General features: G+C 70.3%; 16 protein-coding genes, 2 tRNA genes and 1 rRNA gene. 5 read left to right on the top strand and 14 right to left on the bottom strand.

Going from position 1 to position 17,018, the window contains the following annotated elements; translation table 11 throughout:
* Window positions 1-172 (bottom strand): 16S ribosomal RNA (locus AB0F98_RS08765); the annotation flags it as partial.
* A 763-nt stretch (window positions 173-935) separates the two neighbouring features.
* Between AB0F98_RS08765 and AB0F98_RS08760 the strand changes: the two genes are divergently transcribed.
* The gene (locus AB0F98_RS08760; protein WP_357730822.1) at window positions 936-1,163 is read left to right on the top strand and encodes a hypothetical protein; all 228 of its coding nucleotides are present in this window, start codon (window positions 936-938) and stop codon (window positions 1,161-1,163) included.
* 6 nt (window positions 1,164-1,169) lie between these two features.
* On the opposite strand, the gene AB0F98_RS08755 is transcribed toward AB0F98_RS08760, so the two are convergent.
* The 6 genes from AB0F98_RS08755 to AB0F98_RS08730 all read right to left on the bottom strand — a co-directional run bounded on the left by AB0F98_RS08755 (window position 1,170) and on the right by AB0F98_RS08730 (window position 6,619).
* Window positions 1,170-1,967, bottom strand: a complete 798-nt coding sequence (locus tag AB0F98_RS08755; protein WP_357730819.1) for a carbon-nitrogen hydrolase family protein — start codon at window positions 1,965-1,967, stop codon at window positions 1,170-1,172.
* A gap of 96 nt (window positions 1,968-2,063) precedes the next feature.
* Window positions 2,064-3,353, bottom strand: a complete 1,290-nt coding sequence (gene clpX, locus AB0F98_RS08750) for an ATP-dependent Clp protease ATP-binding subunit ClpX (RefSeq protein ID WP_357730816.1) — start codon at window positions 3,351-3,353, stop codon at window positions 2,064-2,066.
* Between the two features lie 212 nt (window positions 3,354-3,565).
* Window positions 3,566-4,228, bottom strand: coding sequence for an ATP-dependent Clp protease proteolytic subunit (locus AB0F98_RS08745; RefSeq protein WP_091103946.1), 663 nt, complete (start codon window positions 4,226-4,228; stop codon window positions 3,566-3,568).
* Window positions 4,229-4,238: 10 nt separating this feature from the next.
* Entirely contained in the window at window positions 4,239-4,880 is a 642-nt protein-coding gene (locus AB0F98_RS08740) for an ATP-dependent Clp protease proteolytic subunit (RefSeq protein WP_076472584.1), read from the bottom strand.
* Between the two features lie 171 nt (window positions 4,881-5,051).
* Window positions 5,052-6,401 carry a trigger factor gene (tig, locus tag AB0F98_RS08735; protein ID WP_357730811.1) on the bottom strand — a complete coding sequence of 450 codons (1,350 nt, stop codon included), beginning with the start codon at window positions 6,399-6,401 and terminating at the stop codon, window positions 5,052-5,054.
* A gap of 144 nt (window positions 6,402-6,545) precedes the next feature.
* A tRNA-Pro gene (locus AB0F98_RS08730) sits at window positions 6,546-6,619 on the bottom strand.
* Window positions 6,620-6,974: 355 nt separating this feature from the next.
* On the opposite strand from AB0F98_RS08730, the gene AB0F98_RS08725 reads away from it, so the two are divergent.
* Window positions 6,975-7,048 (top strand) — tRNA-Gly (locus tag AB0F98_RS08725).
* 415 nt (window positions 7,049-7,463) lie between these two features.
* Here AB0F98_RS08725 and AB0F98_RS08720 read toward each other — a convergent pair.
* The 3 genes from AB0F98_RS08720 to AB0F98_RS08710 form a co-directional block, all read right to left on the bottom strand.
* The gene (locus AB0F98_RS08720) at window positions 7,464-8,057 is read right to left on the bottom strand and encodes a hypothetical protein (protein WP_357730809.1); all 594 of its coding nucleotides are present in this window, start codon (window positions 8,055-8,057) and stop codon (window positions 7,464-7,466) included.
* 156 nt (window positions 8,058-8,213) lie between these two features.
* Window positions 8,214-8,804 carry a hypothetical protein gene (locus AB0F98_RS08715; protein ID WP_357730806.1) on the bottom strand — a complete coding sequence of 197 codons (591 nt, stop codon included), beginning with the start codon at window positions 8,802-8,804 and terminating at the stop codon, window positions 8,214-8,216.
* Window positions 8,805-8,905: 101 nt separating this feature from the next.
* Entirely contained in the window at window positions 8,906-9,628 is a 723-nt protein-coding gene (locus tag AB0F98_RS08710) for a GPR1/FUN34/YaaH family transporter (protein ID WP_357730803.1), read from the bottom strand.
* A gap of 211 nt (window positions 9,629-9,839) precedes the next feature.
* On the opposite strand from AB0F98_RS08710, the gene AB0F98_RS08705 reads away from it, so the two are divergent.
* Window positions 9,840-10,421 (top strand): GNAT family N-acetyltransferase, encoded by a 582-nt coding sequence (locus tag AB0F98_RS08705; RefSeq protein ID WP_357730800.1) that lies wholly within the window; start codon window positions 9,840-9,842, stop codon window positions 10,419-10,421.
* Between the two features lie 56 nt (window positions 10,422-10,477).
* Here AB0F98_RS08705 and AB0F98_RS08700 read toward each other — a convergent pair whose 3' ends face one another.
* Window positions 10,478-11,518, bottom strand: a complete 1,041-nt coding sequence (locus AB0F98_RS08700; protein ID WP_357730796.1) for an L-dopachrome tautomerase-related protein — start codon at window positions 11,516-11,518, stop codon at window positions 10,478-10,480.
* A gap of 164 nt (window positions 11,519-11,682) precedes the next feature.
* Between AB0F98_RS08700 and AB0F98_RS08695 the strand changes: the two genes are divergently transcribed.
* Complete coding sequence (locus AB0F98_RS08695; protein WP_357730793.1) at window positions 11,683-13,830, top strand: M14 family zinc carboxypeptidase; 2,148 nt, start codon at window positions 11,683-11,685, stop codon at window positions 13,828-13,830.
* 227 nt (window positions 13,831-14,057) lie between these two features.
* Here the strand turns inward: AB0F98_RS08695 and AB0F98_RS08690 are convergent, their stop codons facing one another.
* Window positions 14,058-14,597 carry a hypothetical protein gene (locus tag AB0F98_RS08690; RefSeq protein ID WP_357730790.1) on the bottom strand — a complete coding sequence of 180 codons (540 nt, stop codon included), beginning with the start codon at window positions 14,595-14,597 and terminating at the stop codon, window positions 14,058-14,060.
* 200 nt (window positions 14,598-14,797) lie between these two features.
* Here AB0F98_RS08690 and AB0F98_RS08685 point away from each other — a divergent pair, with 200 nt between their 5' ends.
* Window positions 14,798-15,130 carry a hypothetical protein gene (locus AB0F98_RS08685; protein ID WP_357730787.1) on the top strand — a complete coding sequence of 111 codons (333 nt, stop codon included), beginning with the start codon at window positions 14,798-14,800 and terminating at the stop codon, window positions 15,128-15,130.
* Window positions 15,131-15,227: 97 nt separating this feature from the next.
* Here AB0F98_RS08685 and AB0F98_RS08680 read toward each other — a convergent pair whose 3' ends face one another.
* On the bottom strand, window positions 15,228-15,695 hold the full coding sequence (locus AB0F98_RS08680; RefSeq protein WP_357730784.1) for a ribose-5-phosphate isomerase: 468 nt from the start codon (window positions 15,693-15,695) through the stop codon (window positions 15,228-15,230).
* A gap of 70 nt (window positions 15,696-15,765) precedes the next feature.
* On the bottom strand, window positions 15,766-16,965 hold the full coding sequence (locus AB0F98_RS08675; protein ID WP_357730781.1) for a DUF1015 family protein: 1,200 nt from the start codon (window positions 16,963-16,965) through the stop codon (window positions 15,766-15,768).
* Between the last annotated feature and the right edge of the window lie 53 nt (window positions 16,966-17,018).

The following is a 17,018-nucleotide window of genomic DNA, read 5'->3' as shown; positions in this document are numbered from 1 at the left end:
TATCCGGTATTAGCCCCCGTTTCCGAGGGTTATCCCAAAGCCTAGGGCAGGTTGCTCACGTGTTACTCACCCGTTCGCCGCTCGAGTACCCCGAAGGGCCTTTCCGCTCGACTTGCATGTGTTAAGCACGCCGCCAGCGTTCGTCCTGAGCCAGGATCAAACTCTCCAACAAAAACCTGTTGAACAATCGTCCCGGCAACAAAAGTGTTGCCAAAGGAATCCCAACCAGAAGACCCCCCAAAAAGAGGCCAACCAGTCCGGGGTAATAAATCAATTTGGCACTGGCTTATCAAGCACCCTGTTGAGTTCTCAAAGAACAACCACACACCGGTCAGAAGCTCCGCTCTGCGGAACCCCGTCTCGGGGCAACCGTTCCAAACTACCCGAACCGAACTTCGTCGTCAACCTCAGTCTGAGGTGATCAACTAGTTGGCCGGACCCACGTCGACGCACGCCCGAGCTGGGCGGTCGTTGCTGTCGTGGAAACCGCAGACCGGCCGATCGCCGCTTCGCGGCAACCCGCCCGGCTCCTGCCGGCTTCAGTACTTTAGCCGGTCGGCTTCGCGTTCGCAACCCCAAGTTTCGGAGTGTTTCCCGCACCGCCCGATCCAGCCTCGCTCGGCGTCTCCGCCACGAGCCTGGCGCCCGCTCTCGGCCGGTTTGTCCGGCCTCCCGCGTGCAGAGAGAAAGTTACGCGGACGGCCGGAAGAAGGCAAATCAACGTTCACAACTGTCCGTGGAACGGCCACCCATCCACGGGAGAAGCACTCGCACCTGCCCCGTCCCAGTCCCCCGGTTCACCGGTTCGCATGACCGACGCCCGGGTTCACCAGCGCGGCTGACGGGCTGTCATCTCGCGCGGGACGCCGTACGCACGGATGACTGCTCCACGCGACCGGTGTTCCCCGGTCCCCGCACGTGCCAGAGTGTCTGTCATGGATGTCGTCTCCGAGCAGTCCGCTGCCCCGCTCGCCGAGGAGGCGGTGCTCGGGCTTCTCCTGCCGTTCTGGCAGCTGGTGATCGGCGCCTTCGTCCTCGTCGTCGTTGTGTTGTCGCTCGGTCGGCTGGCTCGCCGGGGACGTTCCCGCATGACCACCGCCCTGGTGGTGACCGCCGCCGCGATCGCCGGCTTCGCGGTGATCGGCGTGCTGTTGCAGGGGTGAGCCCGGTCAGAGCCGCCGGTTGGCGAGGCTGGGCAGCTCCGCGCGGATGGTGGCGAGCCGATCGAGGTCGAGGTCGGCGAACGCCACGCCGGCGCCGTCCGGCACCTGAGTGAGCACTGTCCCCCAGGCGTCGACGACCATGCTGCGACCGAAGCAGGTACGTCCGGGCTCGTGGTCACCGATCTGGCCGGCGGCCAGGACGTAGCACTGGTTCTCGATCGCCCGGGCGCGCAGCAGCACCTCCCAGTGGTCGCGGCCCGTGTGCAGCATGAATGCGGCGGGAACCACCAGCACCTGAGCGCCGCCCTCGGTCGCGAGCCGGCGGTACAGCTCCGGGAAGCGCAGGTCGTAACAGATGGACAGGCCGACTCGCACTCCGTCGACGGTCACCACCACCGGCTGTTCCCCCGGCGCCACCGTCGCCGACTCCCGGTAGGACACGCGGCCAGGGATCTCCACGTCGTACAGATGGATCTTCCGGTACGTGGCGGCGAGCGCGCCGCTACGGTCGAAGACCAGCGAGGTGTTCCAGGTCCGCTCCGGGTCCGGGCCGGCCTCATGGAAGGAGCCGGCGATCACCCAGATGCCCAGCCGGCGCGCGACGCTCGCGAAGAACTCGCTGACCTCCCCGCCGATCGGCTCGGGCGCGGGCATCCTGGCGGCCGGCCCGAGATAGTCGACGTACTCCGGTAGGAGTGCGAGATCCGCGCCACCGGCCGCCGCCCGCTCCAGCAGTTCCGCTGCGACAGCCAGGTTGGCCTTGCGGTCCTCGCGAGCGTTGAGCTGGCAGACGGCGACGCGCATGAGCCTCAGCGTACGGCGAGGACCGTTCCGCGGACAGGCCCGGTGCGCCGGCAAGCCGGGGCACCGGGCCTGGAAACCTGGACGGAGGAACTCCGGCTAGGCGGACTTCTCCTCGCGGTCCCGGCGAGCGCGACGGCCGGTGAACTCGCGCGGCACGATCGTCGGGTTGACGTTCTCGAGTACGACTTCGCGGGTGATCAGCACTCGTGCCGCGTCCGGGTTGCTCGGCACCTCGTACATCACGGAGAGCAGGACCTCCTCCATGATCGCCCGCAGGCCCCGTGCCCCGGTACCGCGCAACATGGCCTGATCGGCGATGGCCTCCAACGCCGGCTCCTCGAACTCCAGCTCCACGCCGTCGAGCTCGAAGAGGCGCTGGTACTGCCGGACCAGCGCGTTGCGTGGCTCGGTGAGGATCCGCACCAGGGCGTCGCGGTCGAGGCTGCGCACGTTCGTGATCACCGGGAGCCGGCCGATGAACTCGGGGATCAGCCCGAACTTGAGCATGTCCTCCGGCATGACCTGGCTGAAGATGTCGTCGGTCGACCGCTCGGAGACCGACCGGAGCCGGGCGCCGAAACCGGTGCCGCCGGAACCGGTGCGGGCCTCGATGATCTGGTCGAGCCCGGCGAAGGCACCACCGCAGATGAAGAGCACGTTGGTGGTGTCGATCTGGATGAACTCCTGGTGCGGGTGTTTCCGGCCGCCCTGCGGCGGCACGTTCGCCACGGTGCCTTCCAGCATCTTGAGCAGCGCCTGCTGGACGCCCTCACCGGAGACGTCCCTCGTGATCGACGGGTTCTCCGACTTGCGGGCGATCTTGTCGACCTCGTCGATGTAGATGATGCCGGTCTCGGCGCGCTTGATGTCGTAGTCGGCGGCCTGGATGAGCTTGAGGAGGATGTTCTCCACGTCCTCACCGACGTAACCGGCCTCCGTCAGCGCGGTCGCGTCGGCGATCGCGAACGGGACGTTCAGCATCCGGGCGAGGGTCTGCGCCAGGTGGGTCTTGCCACACCCGGTCGGCCCGAGCAGCAGGATGTTGGACTTGGCCAACTCGACGGTGTCCGAACCCGGCGCGCCGGCCGCCTCGGCCTGGATGCGCTTGTAGTGGTTGTAGACCGCGACGGAGAGCGCCTTCTTGGCCTGGTCCTGGCCGACGACGTAGTTGTCGAGGAACTGGCAGATCTCCATCGGCTTGGGAAGCTCTTCCCACTTCACCTCGCCGGACTCGGCCAGTTCCTCCTCGATGATCTCGTTGCAGAGATCGATGCACTCGTCGCAGATGTAGACACCAGGCCCCGCGATGAGCTTCTTGACCTGCTTCTGCGACTTACCGCAGAAGGAGCACTTCAGTAGGTCGCCGCCGTCACCGATCCGTGCCACCTACGTTCTCCCTGCACTCAGTCGGCCGGAGACCCGGCCATGACCCGCGGCGGCAGCGCCCCCGCCTCGTCTCGTTCACTCCGCCGGTCCGACCCAGCGAAGCGGTACAGACCCGACGTTACCCGCTGGCGGAGTTTTCTCCGACCCCCAAAACGGGTGTGTCAGAGGTCGGCCGGGATCAACGCCCCGACCGACCTCTGACCCGGTATCGGTCAGCTGGCGGCGTTGGCGGCCAGCAGGCCCTTCTTACGGCTGGTCAGGATCGTGTCGACCAGCCCGTACTCGCGGGACTCCTCGGCCGTCATGATCTTGTCGCGGTCGATGTCCTTGCGGACCTTGTCGATCGGCTGGTTGCAGTGCCGCGAGAGCATCTCCTCCAGCTGGGTCCGCATCCGCAGGATCTCCCGGGCCTGGATCTCGATGTCCGAGCCCTGCCCGTAGCCGCCCTCGGTGGCCGGCTGGTGGATGATGATCCGGGAGTTCGGCAGCGCCATCCGCTTACCCGGCGTGCCGGCCGCGAGCAGCACCGCGGCAGCACTGGCGGCCTGCCCCAGGCAGACCGTCTGGATGTCCGGCCGGACGTACTGCATGGTGTCGTAGATCGCCGTCATGGCCGTGAACGAGCCACCCGGCGAGTTGATGTACATGATGATGTCGCGGTCCGGGTCGGTGCCCTCGAGCGTCAGCAGCTGGGCCATCACGTCGTTGGCCGACGCGTCGTCCACCTGGACGCCGAGGAAGATGATCCGGTCCTCGAAGAGCTTGTTGTACGGGTTCGACTCCTTGACCCCGTACGACGTGCGCTCCACGAACGACGGCAGCACGTAGCGGTTGTGCACGGCCGCGAACTGGGGCGGCAAACTCAGGTCGGTCATCGTCAGCTCCTCAGCTCAGGGTCCCGGCACCTTCCGGAACCTGGGTGGCTCCGGTGATGACCTTGTCGATGAAGCCGTAGTCCACAGCCTCCTGGGCGGTGAACCAACGGTCGCGGTCCGAGTCCGCCTCGATCTGCTCAGGGGCCTGACCGGTGTGGTGCGCGACCCGCTCCTGGAACATCCGCTTCGTGTAGAGCATCTGCTCCGCCTGGATCGCGATGTCGGCGGCGGTGCCGCCCACGCCACCCGACGGCTGGTGCATCATGATCCGCGCGTGCGGGAGGGCGTAACGCTTGCCCTTGGTGCCCGCGCAGAGCAGCAGCTGCCCCATCGAGGCGGCCATGCCCATCGCGACCGTCGACACGTCGTTGTCGATGAACTGCATGGTGTCGTAGATCGCCATACCCGAGTAGACCGAGCCACCCGGGGAGTTGATCCAAAGGTTGATGTCGCGGTCCGGGTCCTCCGCGGCGAGCAGCAGCAGCTGCGCGCAGATGCGGTTGGCGACCTGGTCGGTCACCTCGCTGCCCAGGAAGATGATCCGCTCCTTGAGCAACCGGTTGTAGACCGAGTCGTCGAGGTTGCCAATGTTGTCGCCACCTCGGGCGTCAATCGCCCGGAGCGGCTTCGGTGGGATGTGCATGTCGGTCATGGCAGCCCTTCGCTCTCCGTACCGTCCTACCCGACACTAACCGCTCGGCCGGGCGGCAGAGTCCCGGTCGTGGCACTGTTCGCTCACAGCGCAGCCACTGCCGGGACGTACCCGGAAAAGGGTTTTGGCCGCCACCCACCGCAACTGGTGGATGGCGGCCGCACCCGACGATCAGTGCTCGTGGTTGTGGTGCTCGGCCTCGTTGGCGGCGCGCAGGGCGTCGAGGCTGACCTCGTTGCCCGCGGCGTCCTTGATCGTGATCCGCTCCATGATCGAGGAGAGGACCTTGCCGCGCCGGACGTCGCCGTACACGGCGGGCGCCGTGCCCGAGCGCACCAGCTGGTCGTAGTACTGCTGCGGGGCCATCCCGGCGTGCTGGGCCCGGTGCACGATCTCGTGACCGAACTCGTCGTCGGAGACCTCGACGTTCTCGGCGTCGGCGACGGTGTCCAGCAGCAGCTGGACCTTGACGCCCTGGGTGGCCGCGTCGGTCAGCTCGGCGTCGATCTGCTCCTCGGTCTTCTCCTCCGAGGCGAGGTAGTCCTCCATGGTGGCGCCGATCCGCTCGAGCTGGTCGACCATGGCCTGCTTGCGGCTCGCGACCTCCTCGCGGACGATCCCCTCCGGCGCCGGAACCTCGGCGGCGGCGATGAGCTGCTCCAGGGCCTTGTCCCGGGCGGCGTAGATCTGCTCGACCTGCTTACCTCGGGTCACCCGCTCGCGCAGGTCGTTGCGGAGCTCCTCGATGGTGTCGAACTCGCTCGCCATCTGGGCGAACTCGTCGTTGAGCTCTGGGAGCTCCTTCTCCTTGACCGTGCGCACGGTCACCGCCACGTCGGCGTCCCGCCCGGCGTAGTCGCCGCCGACGAGCTGCGTGGTGAAGGTCTTGCTCTCACCGGCCGCGACGCCGACCACGGCCTCGTCCAGGCCCGGCAGCAGCTGCTTGCTGCCGACCTCGTGCGAGATGTTGGTCGCCGAACCGCCCGGCACGTCCTCGCCGTCGACGGTGGCGTGCAGGTCGATCTGGACGTAGTCGCCCTCCTGGGCGGCCCGCTCCACGGTCTTCAGCGTCGCGAACCGCTCGCGCAGGTTCTTCACCTGCTCGTCGATCTCGCTGTCGTCGATCTGGAGCTCGTCCACCGTCACCTCGACGGTGGCGAGGTCGGGCAGCGTGATCTCCGGACGCACGTCGACCTCGGCGGTGAAGTTCAGGGAGTCGCCGTCGGCGAACTCGGTGATCTCGACCTCGGGGCGACCGAGCGTCTTCAGGTCGTGCTCGCGGACCGCGGCGAGAATCTGCTGCGGGATGGCCTCCTGCACCGCCTCGTTGAGGACGGTGCCCCGGCCCACCCGCTGGTCGATCACCGCGGCCGGTACCTTGCCCCGGCGGAAGCCGGGAACCTGGACCTGCTGGCCGATCTCCCGGTACGCCTTCTGGAGGCTCGGCTCGAGCTCGACGAACGGCACCTCGATGGCGAGCCGCACGCGCGTCGGGCTCAGAGTCTCGACGGTGCTCTTCACAGGCGTACTCCTTGACGGATCTCAGTTGAGTCTGGGCGTGGATTCAGCCCATCGAGTGTAGGCGAGCCGGCCGGGCGCTCCGGCAGCGCCCGGGAACCGCAGCGGAAACGGCGGCACCCGGGGCGACCCGGCCGCGGACGACAGTCGGGGTGGCGGGATTTGAACCCACGGCCCCTCGCTCCCAAAGCGAGTGCGCTACCAAGCTGCGCCACACCCCGTGGCGACGAAGAGTGTATGCCTTCGCGCCCCGGCTCGGGCCTCGGGGCACGGCCAACCCGACACTTCACGCAGTTCCACCCGCGCGTCGACGCGCCGGCACGCACCGGTCGAGCCCACCCGGCACCCCGCCGGGCGGCACCGGCGCGCGAACGGGTCCCGGTCCGGGCGGTGTCCGGACCGGGCCGGGCGGGCACGACTCGCCGGAAGGCCGCGGTGTCACCACGTCGGGAGGCCCCGACTTCGCCGCACATCGAGTCGATCTCGATACGCATGGCGCGGCGCATCGGGTGGGGCTGCGCGCGGCACCGGGACATTGGGTAGGCTGTCGGGCGCGCCTCGCGTGTCGAGGCGTACGCGGGCGTAGCTCAATGGCAGAGCTTCAGTCTTCCAAACTGACGGTGCGGGTTCGATTCCCGTCGCCCGCTCCAGCAACGACGGCCCAGGCAGACCGCATGATCGCGGCACCTGGGCCGGTTGCTTCTCCCGCATGTCGGATCTTGCGTGCCAGCCGCGTGCCACTCAGCGCCGGCGACCGATTTCGGCGGCCCGAACTCCAGGCGATCTTTCAGCGCGGCGAGTTTGCGGGGGCACCCGCACAGTGGCGGCGCCGAGGTCGGCATCGCGCCGCCGCAGGGCGGCCAGCTCTCCCCGCCGCAGACCGCAGAGGGCTGCGACGATGACCAGCGCGGCGAATCGGGCCTGCCTGGCGTCGGCCGGGGCGTAGACCCAGGCGACGGTGCCGGTGGCCCGCCCCGGAGGGTGGTAGCGCTCACAGCCCTCGATCCGACACCGGGTTCCGCCGAAGCCCGCCGTGCCTATGCGCGCCCAAGGGCGTCGGCGTCGTCATCGAGGCGGAGCATGCTCGCAATTGCTCAGGGCAACGCGCTGCCAGTCGCTTCCGGCGAGAGCGACCGGGTAGCCGACCTCTCTGACCTGCTTGTCCTCGGTCTCGACTTCGAACCTCAGCTGCAGCGGCTCTTGGAACAATGCGACCGAGCACTCGGACAACAGCTCGACCACGAGCTGACCGGTGCCGCCAAGGGGTAACAACCGGGGTCGCCCGGAGCTGGTGGACGCCATCCCCGGCGCCTCTACTGCAACTCCGCGGACGGCGATCGGCGCGGGGCCGGCGTTGATCAACAACAGGTGCCCGGTCAGTCTGACTTGGGAGACACCGCTGCCCCCTCCGACGGTGGCCGTCTGAAAGCTCGGGCTTCCCAGGCTGGCCGATTGAGCGACGGCCACGAGCGCGACCGCCGCGTCCCGTTCCCGCCGCTCACGTGAGTCTCGTCGTTGCACGGCGAAGCCGCCGAGCACAACGCCGACCAGGAAGACGGAGAGGAACCCCAGGGCCATCTTCCGCCTGACCATGAGGCGGTCACGGGCAGTGGTCCCCGACTCCGCCGGCTGGTGATTGCGCTCGTCCAGATCGATCAAAGCCTGCTCCCCGACATGGGCGTCAGCCTAGGGTCTCTCCGCACCAGCGCGCGTCGGCCGGCCGTACGGTCAAGCCTGCCCGCTGACGCCGAGGTCGCCCGGCAACGTCAGACGGGACCACCAGGGCACCACGCACCTGACCAGCCGTTGCTACTGCTAACTCCCAGGCCGCGTCCGGCCTTCGGCGGGAACGTAGCCCTCTGAAGAGTGGACGAGCAAGCGGAAGCCCATCGGCACCCGCTGGTGGCGAGGCAGGCCCAGCACGTCGTAGTCGACCGCGAGGTCATCGAAGAACAACCCCGCTCCGGGAGCCTGCTCCACATCCGGGATCCTGATCGTCACGAAGACCGGCAGCTCCATGCCGGCTCCCACTCTGACCGGCCGGAACGGTGCCGCCGTGGCCGGGTCGAACACGACGCCAGTGGACTCATCGACGGCATGGTTTGCCGCCAAGCCGGCGACCTTGAACACGTGCCGATCGGCAGGACCGTCATCGACCGCGATGCCGGTGATCGTGACCGGCCACGGACCGGGATTGCGGATGGACGCGCCGAACGTGATCTGCCCTCCGGGGTTGAAGGCGAACCGCAGTTCCGTCGTCGGCCCTTCCGTGCGGGACTCCGCATCGACCCCGTGCCACCAGGAGCTGCCGTGATCGAGGCGATGGCTGATGGTGGCCGACAGGTAACCGGCACCCAGTGCGACAACCAGCGCCCCGGCGATCAGGAGTTGCCGACGGCGCGTCACATGAGCCTCAGCGGAGGGACTTCACCAGCGTCAGCGTCATGACAGCGCACGCTACAACACGCACACCCCCGCGTTGCCCGGGCCGTCCGTCTGCCAGTGGCTCACTGTCCGACCTTGATGCCCGGTTCACCGGCCATGAACTGGATGACCTGGCGGGGCTCCTGGCCCGGCCGGTCCGGTGCCCGCATCTTGCCGATCGGCAGGATCACCCGCCGGTACGTCGCTTCCAGCATCATCGCGGTGGCGGTGTACCAGGCGATCACCGCGGAGGCGATGAAGATGTAGGCGCCCACCGTCCGCCAGCCGGAGATACCGGCGATCTGACCGATCGCCTGGCAGGTGGCGCCGGCCGCGAGCGTGGCGAGCACCAACGCCAGGCCGATGCTTTCCACGAGCGCGGCGAACGCGCCCGACCAGGTGATGGCGGCGAGCGCGATGAACCAGTAGCCGAGCGGCACGAAGGGGTCCGGCGGGGTCAGCGCGCCGACCGCGACGAGCAGGAAGAGCACGCCGTACGCGAGCCAGAATGCTCCCCAGATCCCGTGCATGGCGGTGGCCAGGCCGTCCCGTGCCCGGTAGGCCCACATTCCGGCGAGGAACTGGGCGAGCCCGCCGGTGAAGGCGGCGAACGGGAACAGGAAGCGCGGGGTGCCGGTGTCGCCGTACCAACCGGCGAGGTTCGCCGCCACGACGAAGGTGGCGGCGGCGAATCCGAACAGACCGAGGATGGAGGGCGCGGCGACCGGCTGCAACGAGATCTGGGCGTGGTTACGCCAGAATTCGAACTCGCCGTCGTGCGCGGGCGCGTGGGGCACGCGAGACATCTGATCCTCCTCCTCACGACGGCGGACCCTCCGCCGGTCCGGACGGACATCGGCGCCGTCTACCCCCTACGACAGGTCCCATTCGCCTGCGTGCCGCCGCAGTGCCGGTCGGTCCGTCGCCCGTCGCGTGCCCCCGGGCAGAAAACCCGTTGCGTGCGCCGGGCAGAAAAATGGCTGGTCCGGGCCGGGCGGACGGGCGAAGATCCGGCGCATGCCCCAAGCCGCGCTGCGCACCGCCCGGATCCGGCTCGTCCCGCTCGCCGACGAACACCTCGAGCACGAGGTGGAACTCGACGCCGACCCCGAGGTGATGCGCTACCTCGGTCCGACGCGTACGCGGGCAGAGGTGGAGTCGGTGCACCGCCTGCGGCTGGCGGCTGCACAACGGGTGCCGGGGCTCGGCTTCTGGGCCGGTTTCGTCGACGGTGACTTCGTCGGCTGGTGGCTCCTCGAGCCGCCGGAGCGGGCCGACCAGGGCTCGGTGGCGGGGCAGGCCGAACTCGGCTACCGGCTCCTCCGCCGGTACTGGCGCCAAGGGTTGGCCAGCGAGGGCGCCCGCGAGCTGATCCGGCACGGCTTCGAGGACCTGGGGCTGACCCGGATCTTCGCCGAGACGATGGCGGTGAACGAGGGGTCCCGAGCCACGATGGCCTCCGTCGGTCTGCGCTACGTCCGGACGTTCCACCTGGACTTCGACCACCCGCTGCCCGGCACGGAACTGGGTGAGGTCGAGTACGCGCTCACCCGGGAGGACTGGCTCGCCGGGCGGTCGACGGGGGCGGCCCGCGGCTGAGTCGAGCGCAGCCGCCCGGGTGGACGGCGTCCCGCCGGGGCCGGCCCGATGGCTGATCAGGCGTGGTCGTTCGGCGCGGGGCCGACGCCGATGTTCATCCGGTAGATCCAGACCGGGTAGTCGACGTGGTTCGCGCCACCGGACAGGCCGGGCGTGCGGTGCAGCTGCGCGGCGGGCAACCAGAGGTCGCCGTCGTGGTCGATCCACATGGCGTCCACCCAGGCCAGGCGGGGGTCGGCGACCAGGGTGGTCACCTCCCGTTCCGGCGTGATGCGCAGGACCCGCCGCTGCTCGGCGTCGCTCAGGTAGATCGTGCCGGCGGCGTCGATGGCGGTGCCGCCGGTCGTCGGCGTGTCGAGCCACGGTTCGATGTACCCGGCCACCGTGGCGGGGTCGAGCGCCGGGTCGTCGAGCCACCGCGTCTCGATGCGGAACAGCCCGCCGGAGGCGGGCTGGTAGTACAGGTGGCGGCCGTCCGGCGACACCTCGAGCTGATCGACGTGCAGGACGACCTCGTTGCCGTCGGGGTCGTGCAGCACCGCTCCGTCCGCGACCAGCCGCCGCCCCACCGTGCTGGGGTGCCCGTCCAGCACCCGACGGGCCCGCCGGGAGGCCAGGTCGAGCACGATCAGGCCGGGCGCTCCGGCGTCGGTGAGGTAGGCGGTCCGCCCGTTGAACCGCACGTCGTCGACGTAACTGTCGTTCCGGACCGCGTCGGTGAGGTCGTAGATCCGGGTCACCTCGCCGGTGCCCGGGTCCACCACGATCAGCCGGGCGCCCCCGGGCACCTGCCGTCGGCCCAGGCCGGGCGCACCGGAGTCGATGATCCACAGCCGGCCGTCCGGGCCGGTACGTACGCCGTTGACGTGCACGTACACCCCGTCGGAGCGCGGCTCGTCCGAGGCGGCGTTCCACGACTCGTCCGGCCACGGAGCCCGCCGGCCGTCCGGGAGCGCCTCGGCGACCTGCACGCCCGGCGAGTCCGCACCGGGGAAGCTCACGAAGATGCGTCCGTCGACGGTCGTCACACCGGTGCAGACGCGATCGTTCGGGAGCATCGGGGTCAGGCGCGGGTCCTCCCGGGTCGGAAGTGGCATGCGTTCCTCCAGCGGCCGCCAGGCGGTCGTCCTTGGTGTGTGACGGCGGCCCCATCCCCCGCCGCTGGCCGGCCAAACATCGTCACCGCGCCGAGCATCCTTGACATATGTCGATCTTTCGACTGGTGTGGGGGCAGCGACATCGATTTCCCACAGGAGGGCACATGATCGTCCGACGACGGTGGGCGGCCGCGGCCACCGCAGCGATCCTGGTCAGCGCGGTGCTGTCCCATCCCGGCTCCGGCGTCGCCGCGCCGACCCCCGCTCCAGCACCCAGGGTGACCCTGGCCAGTGGAGAGACCGCGTTGGTGCGGGTGCAGCTCCGCGACCAGGCTCAGCTCGACCAGCTGGTCGCCCGGGGCGCGGACCTCGCCAACCGACCCCGGTCGGTGGACGGGCGGATACTCGCCGACGTGGTGCTCACCGGCACCCAGCTCGCCGAGCTGACCGCGCAGGGAGCCACCGCGCTCCAGGTGGTGCAGCGCCCGGGTGACGGCGAGCGCCACTTCGCGGAGAGCGTCCGCGCCGCCCAGGCCCGCACTACCGCCGGGCTGCGCGCCCCGGCCGCCGACCAGCGTACGGCGAACGCGACGGCCGCCGTGGACACGCTCCAGTTCCTCCAGGCGTACTGGTGGACCAGCGGTGGGCAGACCTTCGTACAGACCGAGGTGGCCACCACCGCGACCGACGACCCGGACGTCGAGATCACCGTGAACTGGCGGACCGCCGACGGCGCGACCGGCTCGTTCCCGCTCTTCCGGTTCGAGGACTCGGGCGAGTACCAGTACCACTACGCGCAGCCGGTGCCGGTGCCGAGCCGACCGGTGCAGGTGACCGCCACGTCCAGCCTGGGCGGGGTGAGCCGCGCCGTCACCCCGACGTCCTGGCCCGGCGCCACTCCGCCGCCGCTGCCCGGCGGTTACCAGAAGGACTTCATCGACGCGTACCTCACTCCGGTGGACATCCAGGCGCGGATCAAGCGGCTGGCCCGCCAGTACCGCGATCTGGTCGACGTGATCGACCTGCCGTACAAGACCCAGGGCTACCGGCGTACCGCCGCCGCGTACCTCGGTGACCCGGCGGCCGCGGCCGTGGTGGTGGAGTCCTTGCGTTTCGGCGACCAGAACATGAACGGTGTCCAGGTCCGCACGGTCGACCCCGGCCGGGCGAACCGGCCGCTCACCGCGACCTACCGGGACCGGGTGCTGACCGTCTCCCTGGCCACCGACGGGGCCGGCAAGGTCACGAGCACCACCGACCAGGTCGCCGCCGTGATCAACGCGCGGTTCGCCAACCGGTTCCAGGCGTTCGTCGAGCAGGGCTCGCCCGGCCTGCCCATGCCGGTGGTTGCGCCCGTACGCCTCGACGACGGCCTCCAGGGCACGGAGGTGCCGACCAAGCCGTGGACCGTGCAGGCGCTGCGCATCGGCGTGCACCGCGACGGCTCCCGCGTCGGCGTCCTGGCCTATTCCCAGGAGCACGCCCGGGAGTGGGCCACCCCGCTGGTCACGCTGGAGTTCGCGGAGCGGATGCTGGCCAACTCGCGCACCGACGCGGCCACCCGCGAACTGCTGGAGCAGACGGACATCTTCGTCATCCCGGTGGTCAACCCGGACGGCGCCAACTACTCCTTCCACGACTTCAACTTCCAGCGCAAGAACATGGTGAACCACTGCACCGGCGCCAGCCGTGACCCCGGCAACCGCGACTCGTGGGGGGTGGACCTCAACCGCAACTACACGGTCGGTTCGTACTTCGACGGTTACGTCGGCGCCAGCGGCAACTGCCTCTCCGGCTCGTACGCCGGCACCAGTGAGCTCTCCGAGGCGGAGAGCCGCAACGTCATCGCACTGGCCCGGGAGCACAGCAACATCCGGTTCGCGATGAACGTGCACTCCTACGGCGGGTACTTCATGTGGCCGCCGGGGGCGTACAAGGCCGACGGTCGGGTCACCCTGCCCCGGCCGTCGATCGACGAGTCGAAGCTCTTCCAGGACAGCGCCCGGCGCATCGTCGGCGCGATCGCGCAGGAGCGCGGCACGGTCACCTGGCCGTCGCAGACCGGTCCGGTCGCGGACGTGCTCTACTCGGCCGCCGGCAACTCCGCCGACGAGCTCTACTACGAACTCGGGATCTTCGCCTGGGACTTCGAGGTGGGCAACGACCGCTGGAACGCGGCCACCGGCCAGTGGGAGGGCGTCGGCTTCCAGCCGCCGTTCGAGGAGGCGCACGCCGAAGCCCAGGAGTACGCCGGCGGGCTCGTCGAGATGGTCCGGGTCGCCCGCGACTACGCCGCCGCGCAGGAGGGCTGACGAACACCGGGCCGGCCGGGTTCACCCGGCCGGCCCGGTGCCCGGCCGAACGCCGGATCGCCCAGCTCACCGGACCGCAACAGCTGCCCCGGCCGGCCGCGGATGAACCGCGGCCGGCCGGGTAAGCAGCACCATCCTGGCGGAGAACGACCGAGGTCGCGGCGATCCCCGTGACCGGACGCGCGGGCGGGCGGCGCAGGCCGGCCCGCCCGCGGCGTACCCGCAGATCAGTTGCCGGTGATCCAGTTCCAGGCGGAGACGACCCATTCGGTCTGCTGGAGCCAGGCGACACCCAGCCCGACGAGGAAGACCGCCGTGATCAGGTGCGCACCCCGGGCGGTACGCCGGACCCGGCCGAGCTGCCGCTCGAGGATCACCCGGCCGAGCAGCCGGGAGAGCGCGAAGAGCCCGACCGCGACCAGCAGGCTCAGCACGAAGATGAAGATCGGGCCGGTCAGGTTCCCCTGGCCGGAAACGGCCCAGATGCCCCAACAGACGAAGGCGAAGAGCCCGCCTGCGGCGCTCCACTCACCGCCGCGGCGAAGTTGGGCCAGATGCCAGCTCACCGGCTGCCGCGGAACCGGTTCGCCCGGCCAGCCCGTTCCGGTCGGCTCCTCCACCACCGGGAACGGCTCGGTCTGCGGCGCCCGTGGCTGACCGACCGAGGCCACACCGCGGCGGTAGCCGTCCCGCTGCTGTGGCACGACCCCGGGCTGCGGCGGCACCTCGACGGTCCGCTCCGCCCACGGCTGTGTCTGGTCCGCCATGCTCGTCCCCTCCCCTGACCGACGACGCCGACGGCGCCTGCGTCCGAGGGTAGCCACCCGGCAATTCGGTCGCCGAGCCCACCACTGCCCGTCTCCGGACGGACCGACCCGCCGCGGGCCGGGTCCCGCTCTCCCCCGGCCACGGGGGTGCCGGCGATCGACGGGCAGCGGTACCCGGGCCACGGCGGTACGGTCGGTGGATGGGTGATGCGGAGCGACGGCGACGCCGGCTACGGCACCAGGGCGGTGAGCAGACCCGGGAGCCGGAGGCGCCCCTGGCCAGCACCGCACGGGTGTACGACGGCACTGAGCCGTCCCGCCGCCGCGGCGCGCCCGGCGACGAGCGGGAGGGTGAGCGCGGTCTGCGCGGCCTGGTCGGGTCGGGCTCGTCGCAGGTGAAGCCGAGCGCCGCCATGCGGGCCAGGGACGCCGCCCGGCCGACCGAGGAGGACCTGGCCGAGGCCGAGGCCCGAGTCGTCGTCGTGCGACGCAACTGGGTGCCCCGCGAGGAACTGCCCCGGCCCCCGCGCTGACGCGGCCGGGACGGCTCACCGCTTCGAGATGACACTTCGCCGCCGTGGCGATGACCGGCAGGGTGGGACCATCGGTCGTGGCCCCGCCCCGGAAGGGTCACGGCAGCGGCGGAAGTTCCCGGCTCGCCTCGTACGCGGCGACCTGTGCGATCCGGCGGGCGTGCCGCTCGTTGCCGGAGAACGGCGTGCTGAGGAACGCCTCGACGATGGCGGTCGCCTCGTCCAGGGTGTGCTGCCGGGCGCCGACGGCGACGATGTTGGCGTCGTTGTGCTCCCGGGACAGCTGGGCCGTCTCGGTGTTCCAGGCGAGCGCCGCCCGCACCCCGGCGATCTTGTTGGCGGCGATCTGCTCGCCGTTGCCGGAGCCGCCGATCACGACGCCGAGGCTTCCCTCGTCGGCCACCACCCGGTCACCGGTGTGCAGGCAGAAGGCAGGGTAGTCGTCGTCGGGGTCGAAGACGTGCGGACCGACGTCCACCACCTCGTAGCCCTGGTTGGCCAGGTAGCTGGCCAGGTGCACCTTCAGCTCGTAGCCGGCGTGGTCGGATCCCAGGTAGACGCGCATACCGCGCAGTCTGTCAGGCCGCGCCCGGTGACGCTGCGGGGGCGGCGTCACCGGGCGTTTTCGTCACAACTCAGCGGGGCAGCTCGGCGACGACGAGGCCACCGCGCGCCTTCGGCGTGAACCAGGTGCTCTTGCGCGGCATCTTCTCCCGGGCCAGATTCACGGCCACGAAATCGTCCACGGTCACTGGGGCGACCAGGACGGCCAGCTCGGCCCGACCGGAGTCGACCTCGCCGGTCAGCCAGCTCGCCGGGTAGTCGCCACCCACGTACGTGATCCGCTTGTCGCCCGGGTCGAGACCGAGGGCGTCGCGCAGCAGCAGCCGCTCGACCAGGGCGTGGTCCAGGTTCTCCAGCCGGCCGCCGGCCACGCGCGGCAGCCGCACCGCGTACCCCTGGCCGGCCAGCCGGAGGTGGACGGTGCCGCCGGTCGCCGGGACCTCGACCGGGCCGTCGATCGGGCTGATCTCCGCACCGGCGGCCCGGAGCCGCTCCAGCAGCTCTTCGCCGCTGGTGGTCAGCTCGCTGACCAGCCGGTTGTACGGCTGGATGGCGACCGAACGCGGCGTGGTCACCACCGCCAGGAAACGCGGCAGGCCGCCGGTCTGGGCGGCGAGGCTGCGGTGGTTGCCGTCGGCGACCACCAGCTCTCCGCCGCCGGCGAGCGCGGTCAGCTCGTCCTGTTGCCGTCCCGGCCCCACCAGCCAGATCGCATGGGTACGCCCCGCCTGGTCGATGTCGGTGGCGGCGGGTACCCCCGCCGCCTCGGTGGCCGCGGCGAGCGCCTCGTGCAGTTCCTCGCCGCGCCCGGTCTGCAGCAGCAGCACCGGGGAGAGCAGGTGGCCGAGCGCTTCGGCCAGGGCGACCCGCTCCCGGACCTTGGCGATGAAGACGTCCTCGTTGCGGATCACCAGCCCGGGCTCGTCGGCGCGGGTGGAGATCTGGTCGGTGTCCACCACCGCGAAGAGCCCGTACGCGGTCTCCTCACCGGGCGCGGTGATCCGGTAGAGCACCACCACCTGCTCGGCCGGGGTGTAGCTCCCGTCGGCCTTGGCCTCGGCCAGCCGGGCCACGGCGTCGGGCAGCGCGTCGAGGAAGGACTTGCCGAGGCTTCCCGGGGCTCGGTGCGGCATCTCGATGCCGAGAGCACTGTGCGGGTTCGCCTCGATGATCGCGGTGATCTCCGCGTCGTCGGCGAACTCGTCGTAGTTCTGCGCGCCGGTGCCGCCGGTGGTGATCCAGGCCCGGGCGATCGGATGCACGATCGTCATGCCCGCTGACGCTACCGTCGCCGTACCGACCGCGGACGCGGACCCGGGCCGCC

The organism is Micromonospora sp. NPDC023737 (genome assembly GCF_040639715.1).
GTDB lineage: Bacteria > Actinomycetota > Actinomycetes > Mycobacteriales > Micromonosporaceae > Micromonospora.
This window is presented reverse-complemented; position numbering and strand designations above follow the sequence as displayed.